The following is a 17,645-nucleotide window of genomic DNA, read 5'->3' as shown; positions in this document are numbered from 1 at the left end:
AAGGGCAACCACAAGGATTGCCCTACATTTAATGCCAAGGTGAATGTCCGAGGCGCAAATTAAATGCCACTAAAACTCATGCGTGCGTTGCGGGATGTTCCACCGGAAAGAGACGGCGGAGAAAGCGTTGTTGTGGTCATAGCGGTTATCCTCAGCATCGGCGCGGCGCACCACCTGGGTTAGGTCCAGGAACATGTTGTAACGCAGTTGGAAGGAAGCCGTGACCTCGCCGTAAACCTGGTCTGTGGTGATGCCGCTGCCAATCTGGTAGCCGTAATCGCCTTGGCGCAGGTTGTAAGACTTAAGCACATTACCGCCGAAGTTGTACACAGTGGTGCCGCCCTCGGGGTTTAACGGATCAACGGTTGGCTCCGGGTCCTGGCCGTAGCGCGTGGCGATGGCTTTGGCGGTGAGCGTTAATTTAGGTACCGGCTGGTAGCGCACTATCGCCACGGCCTCGGCCAGGTTCGCGCCCATAGGGTGCGCCAACGGCTGCAGATAATGCTGGTAGTTCTTGGAAGGGTCTTCGTGCTGATAGGTGAACGGCCGGGCCAGGTTCAGCTCGCCCTGCAGATCCAGGTTAGGCACCCCGAAGGCATCAATGTATTTAGCCCCGCCCTGCAGCGCGAATTTGTTTCCCCACCAGCCGTTGCCTGCGCGCAGCTCACTGATCAGGAATTCATCCAGCACGGCCTGGCCGTAAAGCTGCACCCGGTTGTAGATGTTCCATTTGAAATCAAATCCCAGTAAAGCGTTGTCTTCTGAGCCCAGGCCCTGCTCCACGCTGCGGTAGAAAATGATAGGGTTGAGATACTGCAACTCAAACCGGCCGTGGTCGCGGCCAAAAATCACTGACTCAAACACGCCCACGTTAAGGTTAGGCAGGATGTTCATGCTGAGGTGGTGCAGGGTCATGTACTTTTTGTCATACAGCTGATCGCGTTGCTCAAAGTCTTGGGTGAGCTCGGCGTAGAGGTTGGTGTACTGCAGTTTCCAGATTTGGGTCTGTAGTTTCAGGAAAAAGTAAGGCGCGGCGTAATCAGACAGAATCATGGAGCGGTAGCCGTTGCCGATGAAATTGCGGTCGTGGCCCAGCATCACGCTGATGTGCTTGGTGGCCGCGTAATTGATGTAGCCGCGGGCCGAGAAAAAGTCATAGCCACCGCTTCTCCCGAAGGGTTTCCAGTAGGCTTCATGCGGTACGATGTTGTCGCGGGCAACGCGCTCGTTCACGTAGTCAGGCAGCTTTACCTGGTTGTCCGCCAGGAAAGTGTAGAAGCCCAGTTTCTGGTCAATGGAGCCTTCTATCTGTAAGCCACGGGTGTTGATGTAGCGCAGACCGTCGGAATCGGTGTCTTTGCCGGCCTGCAGCCCGATGACCGGGTTCACGCGCAGGGAGAACTCGGGGCTTTCGTAGTGGTAGAGATCGGTCTTGTTTCTGAAAAACGGGCCTAAAGAGCGCTGGCTTTCGTTGTCGCGGGCAAAGCGGGTGTAGTTCCAGTTATCGTTGAGGAGGTAATTGACATTGTACTCATCAGTGCGGGAACCGGAGTTGTTGGTCTCCTGACGGGCTGCCTCGCCCAACTCGGCTACCCGGGCACGGCCGTAAGGTTTGAAGGAAGTATGCAGGTTCTCGGTGTTTTGCTTGATATGGTAGCGGTCAATTACCCGGTATACATCCGGGTTTAGCGGCACAGTAGCATCCTGCGCCGTGGCTGAACCTGCCAAAAAGAGGAAACCCAACAGCAGACGGTATGTTTTTCTCATATAATGGAATTGTGGATCCCTAAAGATAAGGGAATTTTGAGCGTGTACTCTTCCGGGCCGCCTCAGGTTGCCTGGGCAAGCCCGGGAGAAGAACGCGCAAGCACGCGTTTTATGGCCGGTTCTGCCAAAACAGCCTCAAAACACCTCTATGCAACTATTCCAATCTTCCATGGGGCTCTACGGAGTGCGCTGAAAACAGTATCTTGCCGCTCACATGATTCAGCTGCTGCGCCACCATGAGATTGATTTTGCCCGTTGGGAGACCTGCCTCCGGAACGCCGGGGAGTCTTTGGTGTACCGGCAGGCCTGGTACCTGGAGGTGGTGTGCGTCGGTGAGTGGGACGCCCTGGTAGAAATACAAGCCGGTGCCTACGTATCTGTGTTTCCGCTGCCCGTTAGTAGGTTCTTAGGAAAGAAGAAAGTGTACCAGCCGCTGTTCACACAGCAATTGGGCCTGGTGATAACGGCGGCCAGTCAGCATACCTCCGCAGAAGAATACCTGGCCTTAGCGGCCGATGTATACGGACAAGTGCAGTACCAGATGCCCTGCCCCCAAGAAACCGCTGTGAACCTGCCGGAGGCCTGGACCTGGCGGCGGAGGCCCAACTTTGAACTGAGTTTAGGGGCTGTTTACGCAGAAATAAGGCAAAACTACGCCACCAACCTCCGCCGGAACCTGAAGAAGGCAGGGCAGGATGAACTGACTTTAGCGCATGCAGACTCCATACAATCCTTGATAGAACTGTTCCAAAGCACCAAAGGCAAAGAACTGCTTGAGCTTCGGCCCCGGCATTACGGGAAACTGGCAGGGCTTTACGCTCAAGCCAAACAGAAAGGCGTGGGCCAGGTGTGGGAAGTGCACCGGCAAAATAAGTTGTTGGCGGCGGCGTTCATCCTGAGTACTGAACAGAGAACCACCTTTCTGTTCGGGGCCAGTTCCGCGGAAGGTAGGACCCACAATGCCATGGCCTTTCTGCTGGACCAGCTTATTCAGCAGGAAGCCGGTTCTAGGAAGACCTTTGACTTTGAAGGCAGCGAGGTGCCGGGGGTGGCTAAATTTTACGCCGGTTTTGGCGCTCAACCCGCCACGTACGTATCTTTAAGCCTAAAACCTAACTCATCCGCCTTATCATGGACCCCAAACGTCTTCAGATTCTTAGCCAGACACCTTCGTTAGCCAATCATTTTATCTCTGAGTTGCGCGACGTAACGGTGCAGAAAGACAGCCTGCGGTTCCGCCGGAATCTGGAGCGCCTGGGCGAGGTGATGGCCTACAAAATCTCCGAGACCCTGGGCTACACGGAGCGGACCATCCAGACACCGCTGGCCCAGACGCAGCAGACGTTGCTCACCGAATTTCCCGTGCTGGCCACGGTGCTACGCGCCGGTTTGCCGTTCCACCAGGGTTTTCTCAATTATTTTGACCATTCTACCAGCGCTTTTGTGGGTGCCTATAGGGTAGAAGGGGGGCGTCAGTTGTCTGTACACTTAGATTACATGGCTACCCCGCACCTGGAAGATAAGATCCTGATTCTGGTAGACCCTATGCTGGCCACCGGAAAATCTCTTGTGCTCACGTATAAGGACATGCTACGTTTCGGTACGCCCAAGCGGATCATTATTTCTGCCATCATCGCCAGCCCCGAGGGCGCGGCGCACGTGCAGGAACAAATACCGGAGGCAGAATTATGGGTAGGAGCGGTGGATGAGCGCCTGAACGAGCAATCGTATATAGTACCGGGCCTGGGCGATGCCGGTGACCTAGCCTTCGGTTCTAAGAGCTGACAGCTAGAAAAAATAATTTTTAAACCAAAGATTTATAACTGTGTTGCTTAACTATAGTTGTATCTTTAAATCCCCCTGACCTTTGTTCTTCTTGGGTCTATGTTTCTGCGGATTAGGTAAATAATATTGTTGGGTTCAATGTTTCAAGGTAAGGCTGTATGGTTTCTGCAGTTCTAAAATATATTTCTGTCTATCTTCTAAGTTCTGTGAAGTTCTTTGGAGGCCCTTTGGTAGGTTTTACCATGGGAGTGTCTTTCTGGGCTACCCTGGGGCTAACCATCGCCGGCATGATGACCAGCGTTTGTCTGTTCTCACTCATCGGGTCTGCGGTGCATGACCGCTATGTGGCCCGGCAACGAACTAAGAACAAGCCCAAATTCAGCAAAAAGAACCGCCGGATTGTCTCTGTGTGGCAAAAGTTTGGGATGTCTGGCATCGCCTTTCTGACCCCAATTCTGTTTACGCCCATTGTGGGCACCGTGCTGGCAACTGTTCTGGGAGTCTCTAAAAGCCGCATCATGCTGCACATGCTCTGGAGCGCCGTTTTCTGGGGTTTTACCGTAACCTTAACCTTGTTTGAGCTGAGTCACCTTCCTTTTCTGCAGTTCCTTAAGTAATTGCTGATTGTTAAAAAGAAAATAGGCTGGATGTAGGTGATTTAAAGCGATTTTTCTTAAAACAGGTATAAAACAGAAGAGCCGCGTGGATAACCATGCGGCTCTTCTGTTTTTAGGGGCTATTTCAAAATTGGCCTCAAAAAGAGATGCCCTCTTTAAAATAGCAGAAATAGCAATCAGCAACCAGCAATTAATAATCAATTACCGCCGGCCGCTCTTCCGTTTGCTGGCCCCGCCAGATTTAGTTTTTTTCCAACCAGCTTTCTTCAGGTCTCTCACTTTCTCGCCTTTGCCAATGTTCTCCTTTGGCCGGGCTTTTTTCTCGTGGAACGCGCCTTTGAAATCAGGGTCATCGCGGCGGCGCTGGTTGTCCAGTTCTCGGTTAATGACCTGCTGCTCCTCAAACGGCGTCTCATACACCCGCACTTCCGCAGGGATGGGCGCTTCCGGGATCTTCATCTTGATCAGCTTCTCAATGCGCTCAATGTGGTGCATCTCGGCCTCGTTGGCGAAAATGATGGAGGCCCCGGTCTGCTCGGCCCGTCCGGTGCGCCCGATGCGGTGCACGTAGTCCTCGTAGATAATGGGCACATCGAAGTTGATCACGTGGCTCACGTCGCTGATATCGATGCCGCGCGCGGCCACATCGGTCGCCACCAGGTAGCGCACTTCGCCCTCCCTGAATGCTTCCACGGCGTTGATGCGGGTGTTCTGGCCTTTGTTTCCGTGCACCACGCGCACGCCGCCTTCGCCTTTGCGGTCCAGGAAAGAACTTACGTTATCTGCGTTGGTTTTGCTGCGGGTGAAGATCATGACGCGGTTGAACGTCTCCTTGTCTTCAAAGAGGTATTCCAACAGCGCGATTTTGGTGCGGAGGTTGGGTACGCGGTACAGTTTCTGGCTCACCGTCTCCACGGGCGTGGCCTGCGGCGTCACTTCTATTACCATCGGGAACTCCAGGAACTCCTCAGATAACGTGTGTACCCGCTCGTGCATGGTAGCGGAGAACAGCAGGTTCTGCCGTTTCCGGGGTATTATTTCCAAAATCTGCCTGATCTGCGGCATAAAGCCCATGTCCATCATCTTATCGGCCTCGTCCAGCACCAGCGTTTTGAGCTCTTTCAGGTGCAGCTCGCCTTTGCGGTAGATGTCCATGAGGCGACCGGGCGTGGCAACCAGGATATCCAGGCCAGCCTGAATGCGCTCAATCTGCGTTTTGGGGCCCACGCCGCCGTAGATGCCCACAGTGCGCACGTCCAGGTAAGCGCTGAATTTCTGGATGTTCTCCTCAATCTGCATCACCAGCTCACGGGTGGGGGCCAAAATAAGCGCGCGCGGGTGTTTGCCCTGGGCGTATTTCACTTTCATGAGTAAAGGCAGCACATAGGCGGCCGTTTTGCCCGTACCCGTCTGCGCGATGCCCATCACGTCATGCCCCGCCATGGCCAGGGGAATGGTTTTCACCTGCACCGGGGTAGGTTTCTGGTAGCCCAGCTCCGCGATGGCGTTCAACAACTGACGGTTCAGCTTGAAATCCTCAAAACTAGGCTGTGCCTCTTCTTCCTGTGCGGTTTCCTGGGTTTCCTCTGGGGCTATAGGTTCGTCCTGCCCGGGGGCAAGATTATCGTTTTCTTCTTCTATCATCGGTGCAAAGGTAGGGGTTCTGTTTTAGATTACGTTTTCAAGCCGATTTTGGGGAAACAGCCGGGAAACGAAATGGTGGCGGAGATGCTCGCAGGTCCTCCGGACGCTACGAGGCCTGGGGGCAGCGGTAAAGCGGAATGAAGCGCATTGAACCCACCCCTACCCCTCCTAGGAGGGGAATTATCAGGAATGCGTATTGGGCTTGGGTAAGCCTTTCCCTTTGCCTCTTTTATCAAAGTAAGAGCATCTTTCGTCCCGATCACTTCAGCCTATAAACGTTTTCAGCTTGATTAACGAAAAACAGGCTAAAAGCCGGAATTCCCCTCCTGGGAGGGTTAGGGGTGGGTTCAATAAGCCAGCCTCCACCATTACCGCTGCTCAAAAGACCTCGTAGCGTCGGAGGACCTGCGAGCGTCTATACTATACCTGTTCTAAAGCTCTTTTCAGAAAATCAGCCTAAAAATACCTGACTTAGAAAAGGTGCCTTTATCTTAGCGCTATGAAGAGCATCCTGATCAAAAACGCCCAGCTGGTGAATGAAGGCCGCATCCAGGCCGCCGATGTGCTGGTGAAAGACGGTTACATCCATACCATCGGGCAAAATATAAACGCCTCCGCTGATACAGTGATAGACGCCCGAGGCCAATACCTGCTGCCCGGCATCATTGACGACCAGGTTCATTTCCGCGATCCTGGCCTCACCTACAAAGCCGATCTGTACTCTGAGCCAAGAGCGGCGGTGGCCGGCGGCGTGACTACCTTCATGGAAATGCCCAACACGGTGCCTAACGCCACTACGCAGGAGCTACTCCAGCAGAAATATGACACAGCGGCGGAGAAATCGCTGGCCAACTACTCGTTCTTCATGGGCGGCACCAACGATAACCTGGAGGAAATCCTGAAGACTGATCCGCGCACCGTTTGCGGCATTAAGCTGTTCATGGGCTCCAGCACCGGCAATATGTTGGTGGATAACGTGCACACGCTGGAGGAAATCTTCAAACAGTCGCCCATGCTTATTGCCACGCACTGCGAGGATGAGGCCACCATCAGGGCTAACATGCAGCGTGCCGTGGAGCAGTACGGCGAAGAGAACATCCCCATGGGCGCGCACCCCGTGATCAGGAGCGTGGAGGCCTGCTACAAATCCTCCAGTATGGCGGTGGAACTGGCCAAAAAGCACAATACGCGCCTGCACATCCTGCACATCTCCACCGAAGAGGAACTGGCCCTGTTCGCCAATGACGTGCCGCTGGAGCAGAAGCGCATCACCGCTGAGGTTTGCGTCCACCACCTTTGGTTCGATGCCGCCCAATACGAGACCCTGGGTGCCCAGATCAAATGTAACCCCGCTATCAAAGAAGCCCGCCACAAAGAGGCCTTGTTCCAGGGATTGCTGGATAATAGATTGGACATCATCGCTACGGACCATGCGCCGCATACCTGGGAAGAAAAGCAGTCTTCTACCTATAAAGGAGCACCCTCCGGTTTGCCGCTGGTGCAGCACTCACTACAGGTGATGCTGGCATTCTACCAGCAAGGCAAGATCTCGTTGGAGCGGGTGGTGGAGAAAATGTGCCACGCTCCGGCCATCTGTTTCCAGGTGGAGAAGCGTGGGTTCATCCGGGAAGGTTATTGGGCCGATCTGGTGCTGGTAGACCTGGAGCAAAGCCAGACAGTAACCAAAGAGAATACCTTTTATAAGTGCGGCTGGTCGCCGTTGGAAGGACAGACCCTGCCAGGCGTGGTGACGCATACCATCGTGTCTGGTCATCTGGCTTACCAGAACGGACAGTTTGACGAAAGTAAACGTGGTGAAAGAGTGCTGTTTAGCCGCTAGGAAGTAAATTTTTAAAGAAAATTTGTCGCCAAAGCTTGCGTTGAATAGAGAAAGCCCCTACTTTTGCTCTCCAATTACACGGTGGCCGTAGTTCAGCTGGTTAGAGCACCAGATTGTGATTCTGGAAGTCGTGGGTTCGAACCCCATCGGCCACCCAAAAAGCTCCTGATTCGTCAGGGGCTTTTTTCGTTTTAAGGCTGTTTTCCAGAAAGCAGTTGCAAAACAAGAGGGGTCTGGAAAGAATCTTGGCGGCAAACCGTAATAAAGGTAAGTTTGCGCCTTTCTAGCTGGCCTACAAGATCCTTTCAGGATGACAGAAGGGGGGTAGTTATTCGTGGTACTTGATACCTGCTACTTGAAGCAGGTCACACATAAAAGAGAAAAACACATGAGTCTATTAGTAATCGGGTCGGTGGCGTTTGATGCGCTGGAAACCCCGTTCGGGAAACGGGACAAGATCATCGGCGGAGCCGGAACCTTCATTTCATTGTCAGCGGCCAACTTTGTGCAGCCGGTGAACCTGGTGTCTGTAGTAGGAGGCGATTTCCTGAAATCGGACATCGAGATGATGCAGAGCAAAGGCATCAACGTGGATGGTCTGCAGATCAAAGAGAATGAGAAGTCGTTCTTCTGGTCTGGCCGGTACTTCAATGACATGAACAGCCGTGAGACGCTGGTGACCGAGCTGAACGTGCTGGGCGATTTTGATCCGGTGATTCCGGAGAGCTACCAGGATTGTAAATACCTGATGCTGGGCAACCTGGCCCCGCAGGTACAGCGCCAGGTAATTGAGCGTCTGAACAACCGTCCCAAACTGATTGTGATGGACACCATGAACTTCTGGATGGACATTGCCCTAGATGACCTCGTTCAGACCATTGGCATGGTAGACGTGCTCAGCATTAATGACGAGGAAGCCCGTCAGTTGAGCGGTGAGTACTCTCTGGTGAAAGCCGCCAAGAAGATCATGGGCATGGGGCCTAAATACCTTATCATCAAAAAAGGCGAGCACGGTGCGCTGTTGTTCCACGGGGAAGAGGTTTTCTTTGCGCCGGCCCTGCCGCTGGAGGAAGTGTTTGACCCAACCGGTGCCGGCGATACGTTTGCGGGCGGGTTCATAGGTTACCTGGCTTCTACAGATGATATCAGCTTTGAGAACATGAAACGTGCCGTAATCCACGGATCAGCGATGGCCTCTTTCTGCGTAGAGCAGTTCGGGACCGAGCGCCTGGTGGACCTGCAACCCGATGAAGTGGTGCAGCGCGTACTGGAGTTTGTGAAACTGGTGAATTTCCAGCCACAGGCCTAAACCGTTTAGGGCTGGTTTACTGAAAACAGGCCTTAAACAGAAACAAAAAAGCGAGGGGCTATTGACACAGATCAATAGCCCCTCGCTTTTTTGTTTCTACAGAAGATGCTTAATGCCCGTTCTTTGACAGAAGCCATCTTTTGGCAGCGTTAATAGAAGTAAAATATTGGATGTCTATCTCGCCCACCAGCACGGCTTGCTTGTTTGTGGCTTCCACGCTCATCTTCCCGAAGAAATCATCTGGGGTGAGGAACGCCATTTGCTTTACGCCTGCCCTTATGGCCCGGGGAAACCAATCGCGGTCTATCCACTCCTGGCTCTCCTTTTGGATCACCCTGGTCTGGCGCGTGTCTACCAGAATCTTGGAGAAACCGCTCTGCTTGATCAACTGGAGGCTGCCCTCGGCAATCTCCCTGAACTCCGGGTGTTTCAGAAATCCGTTATAGGTCGCCACCACTGCCTGCAAGCTAGTGTCTACTTGATTTGTGTTCATCTCTAGTCTCAAAGCCCTCAAAATAACGTCAAGGGTAGAACGTGCAACGCTGTCTAATTCTTGCTGCTGTTTAGGGTAGATTTTGCGAAAATAGGCTTAAAACCGGAGAAAAACTCCGAAATTCCTGCCCAAACTCCATTGGAGTGGCTCTTAGCTGAACAAATATGCAGAAAAAAGAGAGTGCCGCGCTAGCTGTTTTTGTGGGGGCGGTGGTGTTCCTGGCCTTAGAGGTGATGGTTTATTATGGACTGGTTACCTGGTTGGTGCCCACAGACCCCGAGGTAGAGGAGCAGGGCGGCTCTATTGTGCGCAACTGGAATAAGGTTATAACCTTTATTCTCCTCTACATGGGCATAGTGGTGGGAGCGCTGCTGTTGGCCAGTTCGCAGGTGCCCCGCCATTACCGCCGTCACGTGCTCTTCTGGTTTTATCTGTCCTTGCCCACCTTATTAGTGCTCCTGGTCCTAGCTTTTAGCTGATAAAGTGATATACTTTTGCCCAAGCCGCTCGTATAGGAAGGTATTACTTAACCAAACGGAGGATTTTATGAGCAGCAATAAGAAAAATCACAGCGGAGAGAAGGACAATAAGAAGGGCGGGTTTATTGATAACACTGACAAAAATCACCTGACCCCGGATGATCAAACGCCCCAAACCCCTGAGAGTAGCTACCATAGCTCTAAAAGCGGAGGTACCACCATTCAGGATGAGCGTGCGGTGTCCAGAAGCGGTAACAACAACCGCGAGGGGGTAAATGCCTCTTACGGCGATGGCGGTGACCGTCCGCGCAGTAACCCAAGCGACAACCAGGTAGACCGCGGTAAATAAGATACCCCGCAGATAAAGCAAAAAAGGGAGGCCGTTCTTCAAAGAGCAGCCTCCCTTTTTTATGCCCCTGATTCAAGGCTGATGTTGGACCAAGTTTCCCAAACTCAGAACTCCAGACTCAGAACTCAGGCCTATCTCACCATGTGCCGATAGATCATCTCCGAGACATTGGCCATGGCCTGGATACCCGCTTTTTCATCTACCAGACCCTTAGAGAGCAGCACCAGCACATACTGGCGGCCATCGGGCAGGAACACAATGCCGGAGTCATGGCGCACGCCGGTAATCCAGCCGGTTTTGTGGGCTACTTTCACGTCCTGGGGCAGTTTGGCCGGAATCACGTCTTTGAATTTCTGGTCCAGCAGCACCTTGATCATCTCCTGTGAAGCTGGTGGGCTTACAGTTTTCCCCTGCGCCATCAGCTGGAAGAGCACCATCAGGTCATAGGCGGTAGTGGTGTTGTTCAGGCCCTGGCGATACGCTTTGGTGTCTTCAACGCCGCGCAGCACCTGCAGGTCTTTGGCGCCCAGCGCGCGCATGGTCTGGGTTACCTTCTTCGCATCCAGTTGCTCAATGACGATGTTGGTGGCCAGGTTGCTGCTCTGGATAATCATTTTGTACAGCAACTCAGACAATGGCTGCTTCTGCCCCAGTTGGGTGTAGAGTTCCTGCTCGCTGTCATCTTCCGGCGCAATGCTGAAGGGGCTGCCGTCTACAATGCTTTTGAACTCGTTTTTCACCAGAATGGAATCCGTAATGGCGAATCTGCCCTCGGCGGCTTGCTTGTAAGCTTCAATGAGCACCGGCGTTTTCATGGTGCTGGCCGCGTGGAAACTCTCGTGCTCGTTGATCAGGAGCTCCTCGCCGGTTTTCAGGTCTTTGAACGCCACCGCGAAGGTACCTTTCTGCTTACCCAGTTCCGCCAGGACTTCTTCTCTTAATCGCAGCATATTCTTTTTCTGTTTCATAGCCGTGCAGCCCAGCGCCAGGAACGCCAGAGTCAGCAGGGAAAGGGAAATGCGCATGGTCTTCTTGTTTTGTCTCTTCAAGGTAAGAAAGCGCCTTTAATTTTCCCGGAGATCTTCCTTAAGCGTTTAGAGCCTGTTTCTTCGAAGGAGCCTCAGAAACGGAATTTATGCCTTGGTTGCCTTTGCTGTATCCCTGAAGTCCTGCTTAAGCCAGGCTTTGAAGTTGGCCTGCTGTTCGGCTGTAGCAGATTGGCTCTTTTTCACGCAGTACTGCGGCAGGTACACCGTGTCGTCTGGTTTGAGCTTTACCGTTTTCAGCCTCTTTTGCCGGAACAAGGTAATTTCCAGCTCAGCCTGACCTTTGACCAAATTAGCCAGGTTGCTGTTCTCCACTTTGCGGCCATTGATAGCAATCAACTCATCGTCTAGGGAGAGTATCTGGGCCGCCGGCGAATTAGGAACCACGTAGCCAATGACCGAGGCAGAGGACAAGGCAGCGTTCAGCCGGAAACCGTAGGTGCTTTCATAGGCCAGTGCAGCCGGTTCTTTTTCCAGCAGGCAACCCACGTATTCCAGCGCCGGCGCTAGCCAGGTGTCAAAAGCCGTCGTCCCGAAAACCATTTCCCGGAAGTATTGCTCCAAAGAAACGCCTGCTACTTCCTCAGCCAGGCGCTGGTAATCTTCCTCGGCGTAGCCGATGCCCGGTTGTCCGAACTCCAGCCACATCCGACGCATGACCTCATCCAGGGAGCGGGCGTTTTGGGTGGCTTTTCTTATTTCTAGGTCCAAAACGAGCGCCGCGATGCAGCCTTTGTGGTAGATGCTCACCTTGCGGTCGGGGATGCCGGGTTTGTAGCCGTCCAGCCAGGTGTCAAAAGAGGAATCAGCAACGGAGAGGTTCTGTTCGCCCTGGTCCACGGTGTGGCGCTTGAGTACGGTGTTCAGTTCCTGGAAGTACTGCTCTGAGGTAAACACGCCGCTTCGGGCCAGCAGGTAATCGCCGTAATAAGTGGTGACGCCCTCGGCCACGTAGCCCGTCCGGAAGTAGTTTTCGCGGGTGAAATCATAGGGCAGCATCTCCTTGGGCCGGATTTGCTTGATGTTCCACGTGTGGAAAAGCTCGTGGCAGCTCACGCCCAAGAGTTCTTTATAGAATGCCGGTGTCATCAGCTGCTCCGATGGCCCCAGCGTGATCACCGTGGAATTGAGGTGCTCCACCCCATGGTAATGCTGGAAAGGCAGAATAATGTTGAGGAAGTGGTAATCCTTGACCGGGAAACTCCCGAAAAGGTCCAGTTGCTCTTTGGTAAACGCCTGAAAGTGCGGCAGAATTTGTTTCCATTCTGGTGTGCAATCGCCCTGGAACCACACGTGGAACAGAATACCACCTTCTTCATAGACCTGGTGCTGCAGCGTGGCGCTGGAGATGAACGGAGAATCTACCAAATGATCAAAGTTCTGGGCCTGTAGCGTGCGGGGGGCTGAAACCGAGAGTCCGCAGGCAATCTGCCAATCATCGGGGATCTCCAGGGTCAAAGTGCAGGGTTCTTGTTCCTGACCCAGAGCGGTGAGCAGGCAGTTGACGGGGTTCACGTACAGAAAATCTTGCGCTAGCCAAGAGCCACCGGCGTCCATCTGGCGGGCGAAGAAATTGTAACGTACTTCCAGGGTCTGGTGTCCTTGCGTTTCTACCCGCCAGCGGTCTTTGGTCTCCTTTCGGAAGGGCAGGGGGGAACCATCGGGGGTCAGAACTTCAAAGGCCTGCAGCTTCTGCGCGAAATTCTGCAGTTCATACCGGCCGGGCCGCCAGGCGGGCAGCTGCAGGTAAACTTCTGTTGTAGCGATGTTCTCAATAGACGTCCGGATCTGCAGAAAACCGGAGAGCGGGTTCTGGGAGGAGAGGTGGTAGTGCGGCACTGCGTAGGGTTCTTATGTTGATTTCTTCTTGGTAACGAAGGTAGAGCGTTTTCGGCCTCATTTCAGCAAAACAAACTAAAAAGGATGTACGCAAAAGCAGCTTGCCGTGATGGAGGGAATTGTTTGCGGGGAGGAACGGTTCGGCTATCTTTGTGGTCCGGAGCGCCGGCTGGTGCTATTTGGCGCTGGCGTTTACAGATTTACCTACCCTGCGGGCTTTAAGGCTGATATCTGAAAAAGGGCCTAAAAACGGCTTTTCTGGGGTCTGTTAGTGCAGCAAGGCTTTCAGAAGAGGCGGGTAACGTGCAATTAATCAAATTAAAATGGGCAAAGGGGTTGATTTATCAGAATTGGTTTCCTAATTTTGCATCCCTTAATAAAATGTTTAGTGTAAGATGAAAAGAACATTCCAACCTTCGCAACGCAAAAGAAGAAATAAGCATGGTTTCCGCTCTAGAATGGAGACTGCAAATGGTAGAAGAGTATTGGCTAGCAGAAGAGCTAAAGGCCGTCATAAACTGACCGTTTCTGACGAAAGAAGACATAAAGCCTAATTTTTCTGAGTAGCTCGCTGCAAGGCGCCTTGCGAATGGGTACCTTCACTGAACATTCTGCAGAAGAGCAACCGCTTTCTTATAGATTTCCCAAAGAAGAACGTTTACGGAGCAAAAAGCTGATTGAACAGCTTTTCCGTGAGGGTTCTTCTTTTAATTCCTACCCACTCCGTTTCGTGGCCCTACAGGTGCCCGGACCCACTGAACTTCCCGTTCAGGTGCTGGTGTCGGTTTCAAAACGGAGTTTCAAAAAAGCTGTAGACCGTAACCGTATCAAGCGGCAGATGCGGGAAGCTTACCGGCTGCACAAGCACGTCCTTTCTGGCGCAAAACCTGAGGGCGGTACCTGGTGTATCGGCATCCTTTATATAGGTAAAGAAAAAAGTCCTTTCAATGTTATCAGCAAAAAACTAAATTCAGGACTGGAACGTTTGCTTAATAAATAGTCTTCCTTTTTTCCTGTTTTCATCTCTGCTGATATGTTGAAGAAAACTTTTGCCGGCCTTCTGGTGGCGGGCGCTGCGTACGGCCTTTTTGCCTTCAAGGGCGAAGGTTCTGAACGCTATTTCGATATCGCTAAAAACCTGGACATCTTTGCCACGCTCTTCAAGGAGGTGAACACCTACTACGTAGACGAGGTGGCGCCCTCCAAACTGGTGCGCACCGGCATTGACGCCATGCTCAAATCGCTGGACCCTTACACCAACTACATTCCGGAAGACGATATAGAGGATTTCCGTACCATGACCACCGGGCAGTACGGTGGCATAGGCGCCTTAGTGGGTAAGCGCGACGGCCGGATCATTGTCTCCCTGCCGCACGAGGGATCTCCGGCCCAGAAAGCCGGCCTCATCATTGGCGATGAGATCCTGAAGATTGACGGCATTGACCTTTCCAAGAAAAACGATAACGAGGTAAGCAAACTGCTCAAAGGGCAGGCGGGCACCACTGTGAAGTTGGAGATCAAACGCTTTGGGGTAGAGAAGCCAATGCTGGTGGACCTTACCCGCGCCAACATCCAGATTAACAACGTGCCTTACTACGGCATGGTCACCCCTGAGATCGGGTATCTGCAACTTTCGGGCTTTACCGTAGACGCGGGCCGCGAGGTCCACAACGCCGTGGTGAAACTGAAGGAGCAAGGCGCCAAGAAAGTGATCCTGGACCTGCGCGATAACCCCGGCGGCTTGCTGAACGAGTCGGTGAACATCTCTAATCTGTTCCTGCCGCGCGGCAAAGACATTGTGAGCACCAAGAGCAAGGTGGCCGATTGGAACAAAATGTACAAAGCCCTGGATGAGCCCCTGGATGTGCAGATGCCGCTGGTGGTGTTGACCAGCAGCAACAGCGCCTCAGCAGCTGAGATCGTGGCTGGTGCCCTGCAGGACTATGACCGCGCGGTCTTGGTAGGAGAAAGAACCTTCGGGAAGGGGCTGGTGCAGATGACGCGTCCGCTTTCCTATAACTCCCAACTGAAAGTAACCACTGCCAAATACTACATCCCTAGTGGTCGCTGTATCCAGGCCATTGACTACGCCCATCGCGCCGCCGATGGCTCGCTGCACAAGACCCCGGATTCCTTACGCTTGGCATTCAAAACCGCCAGTGGCCGTGTAGTGTATGACGGTGGCGGCATCAGCCCTGATGTGGAGGTGAAAGAGCAGCCAGTGCCGGATATCATCCGGAAGCTGGTTTCCAAAAACTACATCTTTGATTATGCCACTCGCTTCAGAGCCGCTAACCCAACCATTGCCTCAGCCAAAGACTTCCGGCTGTCAGATGCCGAGTACCAGAAGTTCGTGACCTTCCTGAACGGAAAGGACATCTCTTATTCCACAGATGTGGAGAAAGCCTTGGAGGACATGGTGAAGAAAGCCAAGGAAGACAAACACTATGATGAGGTGAAAGGCGATATTGAGCAGATCAGGAAAAAGGTGGCCGCCAATAAAGGCAATGACCTGATGCGCTTCAAGCCCGAAATTGTAGAGTTGCTGGAGCAGGAGATCGTATCCCGCTATTACCTACAGAAAGGTTTGGTAGAAGCCACCTTTAACGATGACAAAAACATTGTGGCCGCCGTTGAGGTGCTCAACAATCCAACTAAGTATCAGAACTTGCTCTCTACCAGCACCAAGAAATAGAGATTACACTATATTATATAGTATAGTAAGGGCAACCAGAGCACGGTTGCCCTTATGTTTTAGAATAGCGTAGCTTTGCAGAATAATTGCTGTTAAGCCTTTTACCAATCCATGGTGTACCTCTTATCCTTAGAAACCTCCACCACTGTTTGTTCTGTGGCCCTGCACCAAGACCGGCAACTACTGTCTTACGCAGAACTGCAGATGGAGAAATCCCATTCCTCTCACATTACCGTGATGGTGCAGCAAGTGCTGGAATATGCCGGAGTGCGCCTGGAGCAGTTGGCGGCAGTGGCAGTATCGGGTGGGCCAGGTTCCTATACCGGCTTGCGCATCGGGTCTGGCACGGCCAAAGGTCTGTGCTTTTCCCTGGACAAGCCCTTGATCTCGGTAAGCACTTTAGAGGCCATGGCGCAGCAGATCATCTCCGTGACACCGGCTCCGGAGCGCTACCTGTTCTGCCCCATGATTGACGCCCGCCGTTCTGAGGTCTATACTTGCCTCTTGTCTCATGACCTAGAAGTGCAGTTGCCGGTAGAGCCCCTAATTTTAGAGGCATCCAGTTTTGCCGAAGAATTAGAAAAACAACCCATAATCTTCTTCGGGAGCGGAGCGGCCAAAGCCAAAGAACTTCTGGCATCCCACCCGAACGCTTTTTACCTGGAGAATGTTAAACCTACAGCCAAAGCTATTGGCGAGTTGGCCTTTGCCAAACTGCGGGCAGAGCAATTTGAAGATGTGGCCTATTATGAGCCATTCTATTTAAAAGAAGTATATATCACAAAACCCTCAGGAAAATAAAGGAAAGATGGAAGAGTTTGTAAACCGAGTTGCCAACAGTGGCCTCATCACTTTAAACCTGGAAGAATACCTGCACCCTGGTGAGCGTGTGGTTTATGACATAAAGGATAACCTGTTCATGGGCCTGATGCTGCGGGAAAAGGATTTCCGGGCTTTTGTGAAAGATAACGATTGGTCTCAGTACGCAGGCAAGAACGTGGCTATTGTTTGTTCCACCGATGCCATTGTACCCACATGGGCCTATATGCTTTTGGCAAGTAAACTTCAGCCTTTTGTAAACAGATACGTGTTTGGTGACCTGGATTCTTTGGAGCAGGCTTTGCTACAGGATGCCATTGCCAAAATCAACGCAGATGATTACCAGGATGCCAAGGTAGTAATTAAAGGCTGTGGCCAGATTCCAGTACCTACCTTTGCCTATGTAGAGATCATGCAGAAGTTGTTGCCAGTAGTAAGCAGCATTATGTATGGAGAGCCATGCTCTACTGTGCCTATCTACAAGAAGCCAAAGGACAAAGTAGCCACTGCATAAGATTATTGCTGGAGCGGAACTTCTACCCTCCAGCAATAGTTCTGCTCCAGGCACCGGCCGGGAGCCGTTATCCAAAGAAGTGGAAAGAAAATCTACCCAATCTTGGAACTTCCCGGTACCCCGGCGTAGGTACGTTTGAGGCTCCGGTAGGGAGCCGCTCGGCAAAGGCAAAGCTGGAAAAAAACTTCCAACCTGGAACTTCCTGTCCTTCACTATGGTTAACCCCTAGGCTCCGGCAAGGAACAGCGAAAAGGGACCTTCTTCCGCAAAAAGGCCTTGGAACTCCAAAGATGTTGCTTACCTTTGCAGCCCGCCCGGCAGGGGAGGGGCGCAGAACCTGGTTCGAACGGAAAGAAAAAGGAAAAAGTTTTCCGCATCTATTGCGGGATGAAAACTTCTCCTTACCTTTGCACTCCCTTCCGAAAAGGAGGCCGCTTCCCTAGATGAGG

17 protein-coding genes and 1 tRNA gene are annotated in these 17,645 nt (G+C 52.5%); 13 read left to right on the top strand and 5 right to left on the bottom strand.

Annotated elements, in window-relative coordinates:
- Positions 1-69 precede the first annotated feature (69 nt).
- Positions 70-1,767, bottom strand: a complete 1,698-nt coding sequence (locus J3P34_RS14900) for a hypothetical protein (RefSeq protein WP_210489479.1) — start codon at positions 1,765-1,767, stop codon at positions 70-72.
- Positions 1,768-1,981: 214 nt separating this feature from the next.
- Between J3P34_RS14900 and J3P34_RS14895 the strand changes: the two genes are divergently transcribed.
- The 3 genes from J3P34_RS14895 to J3P34_RS14885 all read left to right on the top strand — a co-directional run bounded on the left by J3P34_RS14895 (position 1,982) and on the right by J3P34_RS14885 (position 4,169).
- Positions 1,982-2,944, top strand: coding sequence for a GNAT family N-acetyltransferase (locus J3P34_RS14895; RefSeq protein WP_210489478.1), 963 nt, complete (start codon positions 1,982-1,984; stop codon positions 2,942-2,944).
- Positions 2,899-3,552: a uracil phosphoribosyltransferase gene (gene upp, locus J3P34_RS14890; RefSeq protein WP_210489477.1), complete on the top strand. Its 654-nt coding sequence runs from the start codon at positions 2,899-2,901 to the stop codon at positions 3,550-3,552. The genes J3P34_RS14895 and upp overlap by 46 nt, the downstream gene beginning before the upstream one ends.
- Positions 3,553-3,794: 242 nt before the next feature.
- A complete protein-coding gene (locus tag J3P34_RS14885; protein WP_246849876.1) occupies positions 3,795-4,169 on the top strand; it encodes a hypothetical protein in 375 nt (124 codons plus the stop codon).
- Positions 4,170-4,370: 201 nt separating this feature from the next.
- On the opposite strand, the gene J3P34_RS14880 is transcribed toward J3P34_RS14885, so the two are convergent.
- Complete coding sequence (locus tag J3P34_RS14880; protein WP_210489476.1) at positions 4,371-5,813, bottom strand: DEAD/DEAH box helicase; 1,443 nt, start codon at positions 5,811-5,813, stop codon at positions 4,371-4,373.
- Between the two features lie 499 nt (positions 5,814-6,312).
- Here J3P34_RS14880 and J3P34_RS14875 point away from each other — a divergent pair, with 499 nt between their 5' ends.
- The 3 genes from J3P34_RS14875 (at position 6,313) to J3P34_RS14865 (ending at position 8,962) form a co-directional block, all read left to right on the top strand.
- Entirely contained in the window at positions 6,313-7,653 is a 1,341-nt protein-coding gene (locus J3P34_RS14875; RefSeq protein ID WP_210489475.1) for a dihydroorotase, read from the top strand.
- Positions 7,654-7,734: 81 nt separating this feature from the next.
- A tRNA-His gene (locus tag J3P34_RS14870) sits at positions 7,735-7,808 on the top strand.
- Positions 7,809-8,041: 233 nt separating this feature from the next.
- Complete coding sequence (locus J3P34_RS14865) at positions 8,042-8,962, top strand: PfkB family carbohydrate kinase (RefSeq protein ID WP_210461902.1); 921 nt, start codon at positions 8,042-8,044, stop codon at positions 8,960-8,962.
- 109 nt (positions 8,963-9,071) lie between these two features.
- On the opposite strand, the gene J3P34_RS14860 is transcribed toward J3P34_RS14865, so the two are convergent.
- Complete coding sequence (locus tag J3P34_RS14860; protein ID WP_210489474.1) at positions 9,072-9,455, bottom strand: STAS/SEC14 domain-containing protein; 384 nt, start codon at positions 9,453-9,455, stop codon at positions 9,072-9,074.
- 164 nt (positions 9,456-9,619) lie between these two features.
- Between J3P34_RS14860 and J3P34_RS14855 the strand changes: the two genes are divergently transcribed.
- Together J3P34_RS14855 and J3P34_RS14850 are read left to right on the top strand one after the other, a co-directional pair.
- Positions 9,620-9,934: a hypothetical protein gene (locus tag J3P34_RS14855; protein WP_210489473.1), complete on the top strand. Its 315-nt coding sequence runs from the start codon at positions 9,620-9,622 to the stop codon at positions 9,932-9,934.
- Between the two features lie 67 nt (positions 9,935-10,001).
- Entirely contained in the window at positions 10,002-10,283 is a 282-nt protein-coding gene (locus tag J3P34_RS14850; RefSeq protein WP_149090416.1) for a hypothetical protein, read from the top strand.
- Positions 10,284-10,414: 131 nt separating this feature from the next.
- On the opposite strand, the gene J3P34_RS14845 is transcribed toward J3P34_RS14850, so the two are convergent.
- Together J3P34_RS14845 and J3P34_RS22395 are read right to left on the bottom strand one after the other, a co-directional pair.
- A complete protein-coding gene (locus J3P34_RS14845; protein ID WP_210489471.1) occupies positions 10,415-11,308 on the bottom strand; it encodes a serine hydrolase in 894 nt (297 codons plus the stop codon).
- A 108-nt stretch (positions 11,309-11,416) separates the two neighbouring features.
- Positions 11,417-13,168, bottom strand: coding sequence for a M61 family metallopeptidase (locus J3P34_RS22395; protein WP_210489470.1), 1,752 nt, complete (start codon positions 13,166-13,168; stop codon positions 11,417-11,419).
- 395 nt (positions 13,169-13,563) lie between these two features.
- On the opposite strand from J3P34_RS22395, the gene rpmH reads away from it, so the two are divergent.
- The 5 genes from rpmH (at position 13,564) to J3P34_RS14815 (ending at position 17,196) form a co-directional block, all read left to right on the top strand.
- Complete coding sequence (gene rpmH, locus J3P34_RS14835) at positions 13,564-13,722, top strand: 50S ribosomal protein L34 (RefSeq protein WP_071885432.1); 159 nt, start codon at positions 13,564-13,566, stop codon at positions 13,720-13,722.
- A 35-nt stretch (positions 13,723-13,757) separates the two neighbouring features.
- The gene (gene rnpA / locus J3P34_RS14830; protein WP_210489469.1) at positions 13,758-14,168 is read left to right on the top strand and encodes a ribonuclease P protein component; all 411 of its coding nucleotides are present in this window, start codon (positions 13,758-13,760) and stop codon (positions 14,166-14,168) included.
- Between the two features lie 33 nt (positions 14,169-14,201).
- Positions 14,202-15,863, top strand: a complete 1,662-nt coding sequence (locus J3P34_RS14825; RefSeq protein ID WP_210489468.1) for a S41 family peptidase — start codon at positions 14,202-14,204, stop codon at positions 15,861-15,863.
- A 111-nt stretch (positions 15,864-15,974) separates the two neighbouring features.
- Entirely contained in the window at positions 15,975-16,664 is a 690-nt protein-coding gene (gene tsaB, locus J3P34_RS14820) for a tRNA (adenosine(37)-N6)-threonylcarbamoyltransferase complex dimerization subunit type 1 TsaB (RefSeq protein WP_210489467.1), read from the top strand.
- A gap of 7 nt (positions 16,665-16,671) precedes the next feature.
- On the top strand, positions 16,672-17,196 hold the full coding sequence (locus J3P34_RS14815; RefSeq protein ID WP_210489466.1) for a DUF2480 family protein: 525 nt from the start codon (positions 16,672-16,674) through the stop codon (positions 17,194-17,196).
- Positions 17,197-17,645 lie beyond the last annotated feature (449 nt).

The sequence above is a fragment of the Rufibacter aurantiacus genome (genome assembly GCF_017916345.1).
In the GTDB taxonomy this organism is placed as follows: Bacteria; Bacteroidota; Bacteroidia; order Cytophagales; family Hymenobacteraceae; genus Nibribacter; species Nibribacter roseolus.
Note: the sequence above shows the minus strand (reverse complement) of the source record. Positions and strands in the feature narration are given on the sequence as shown.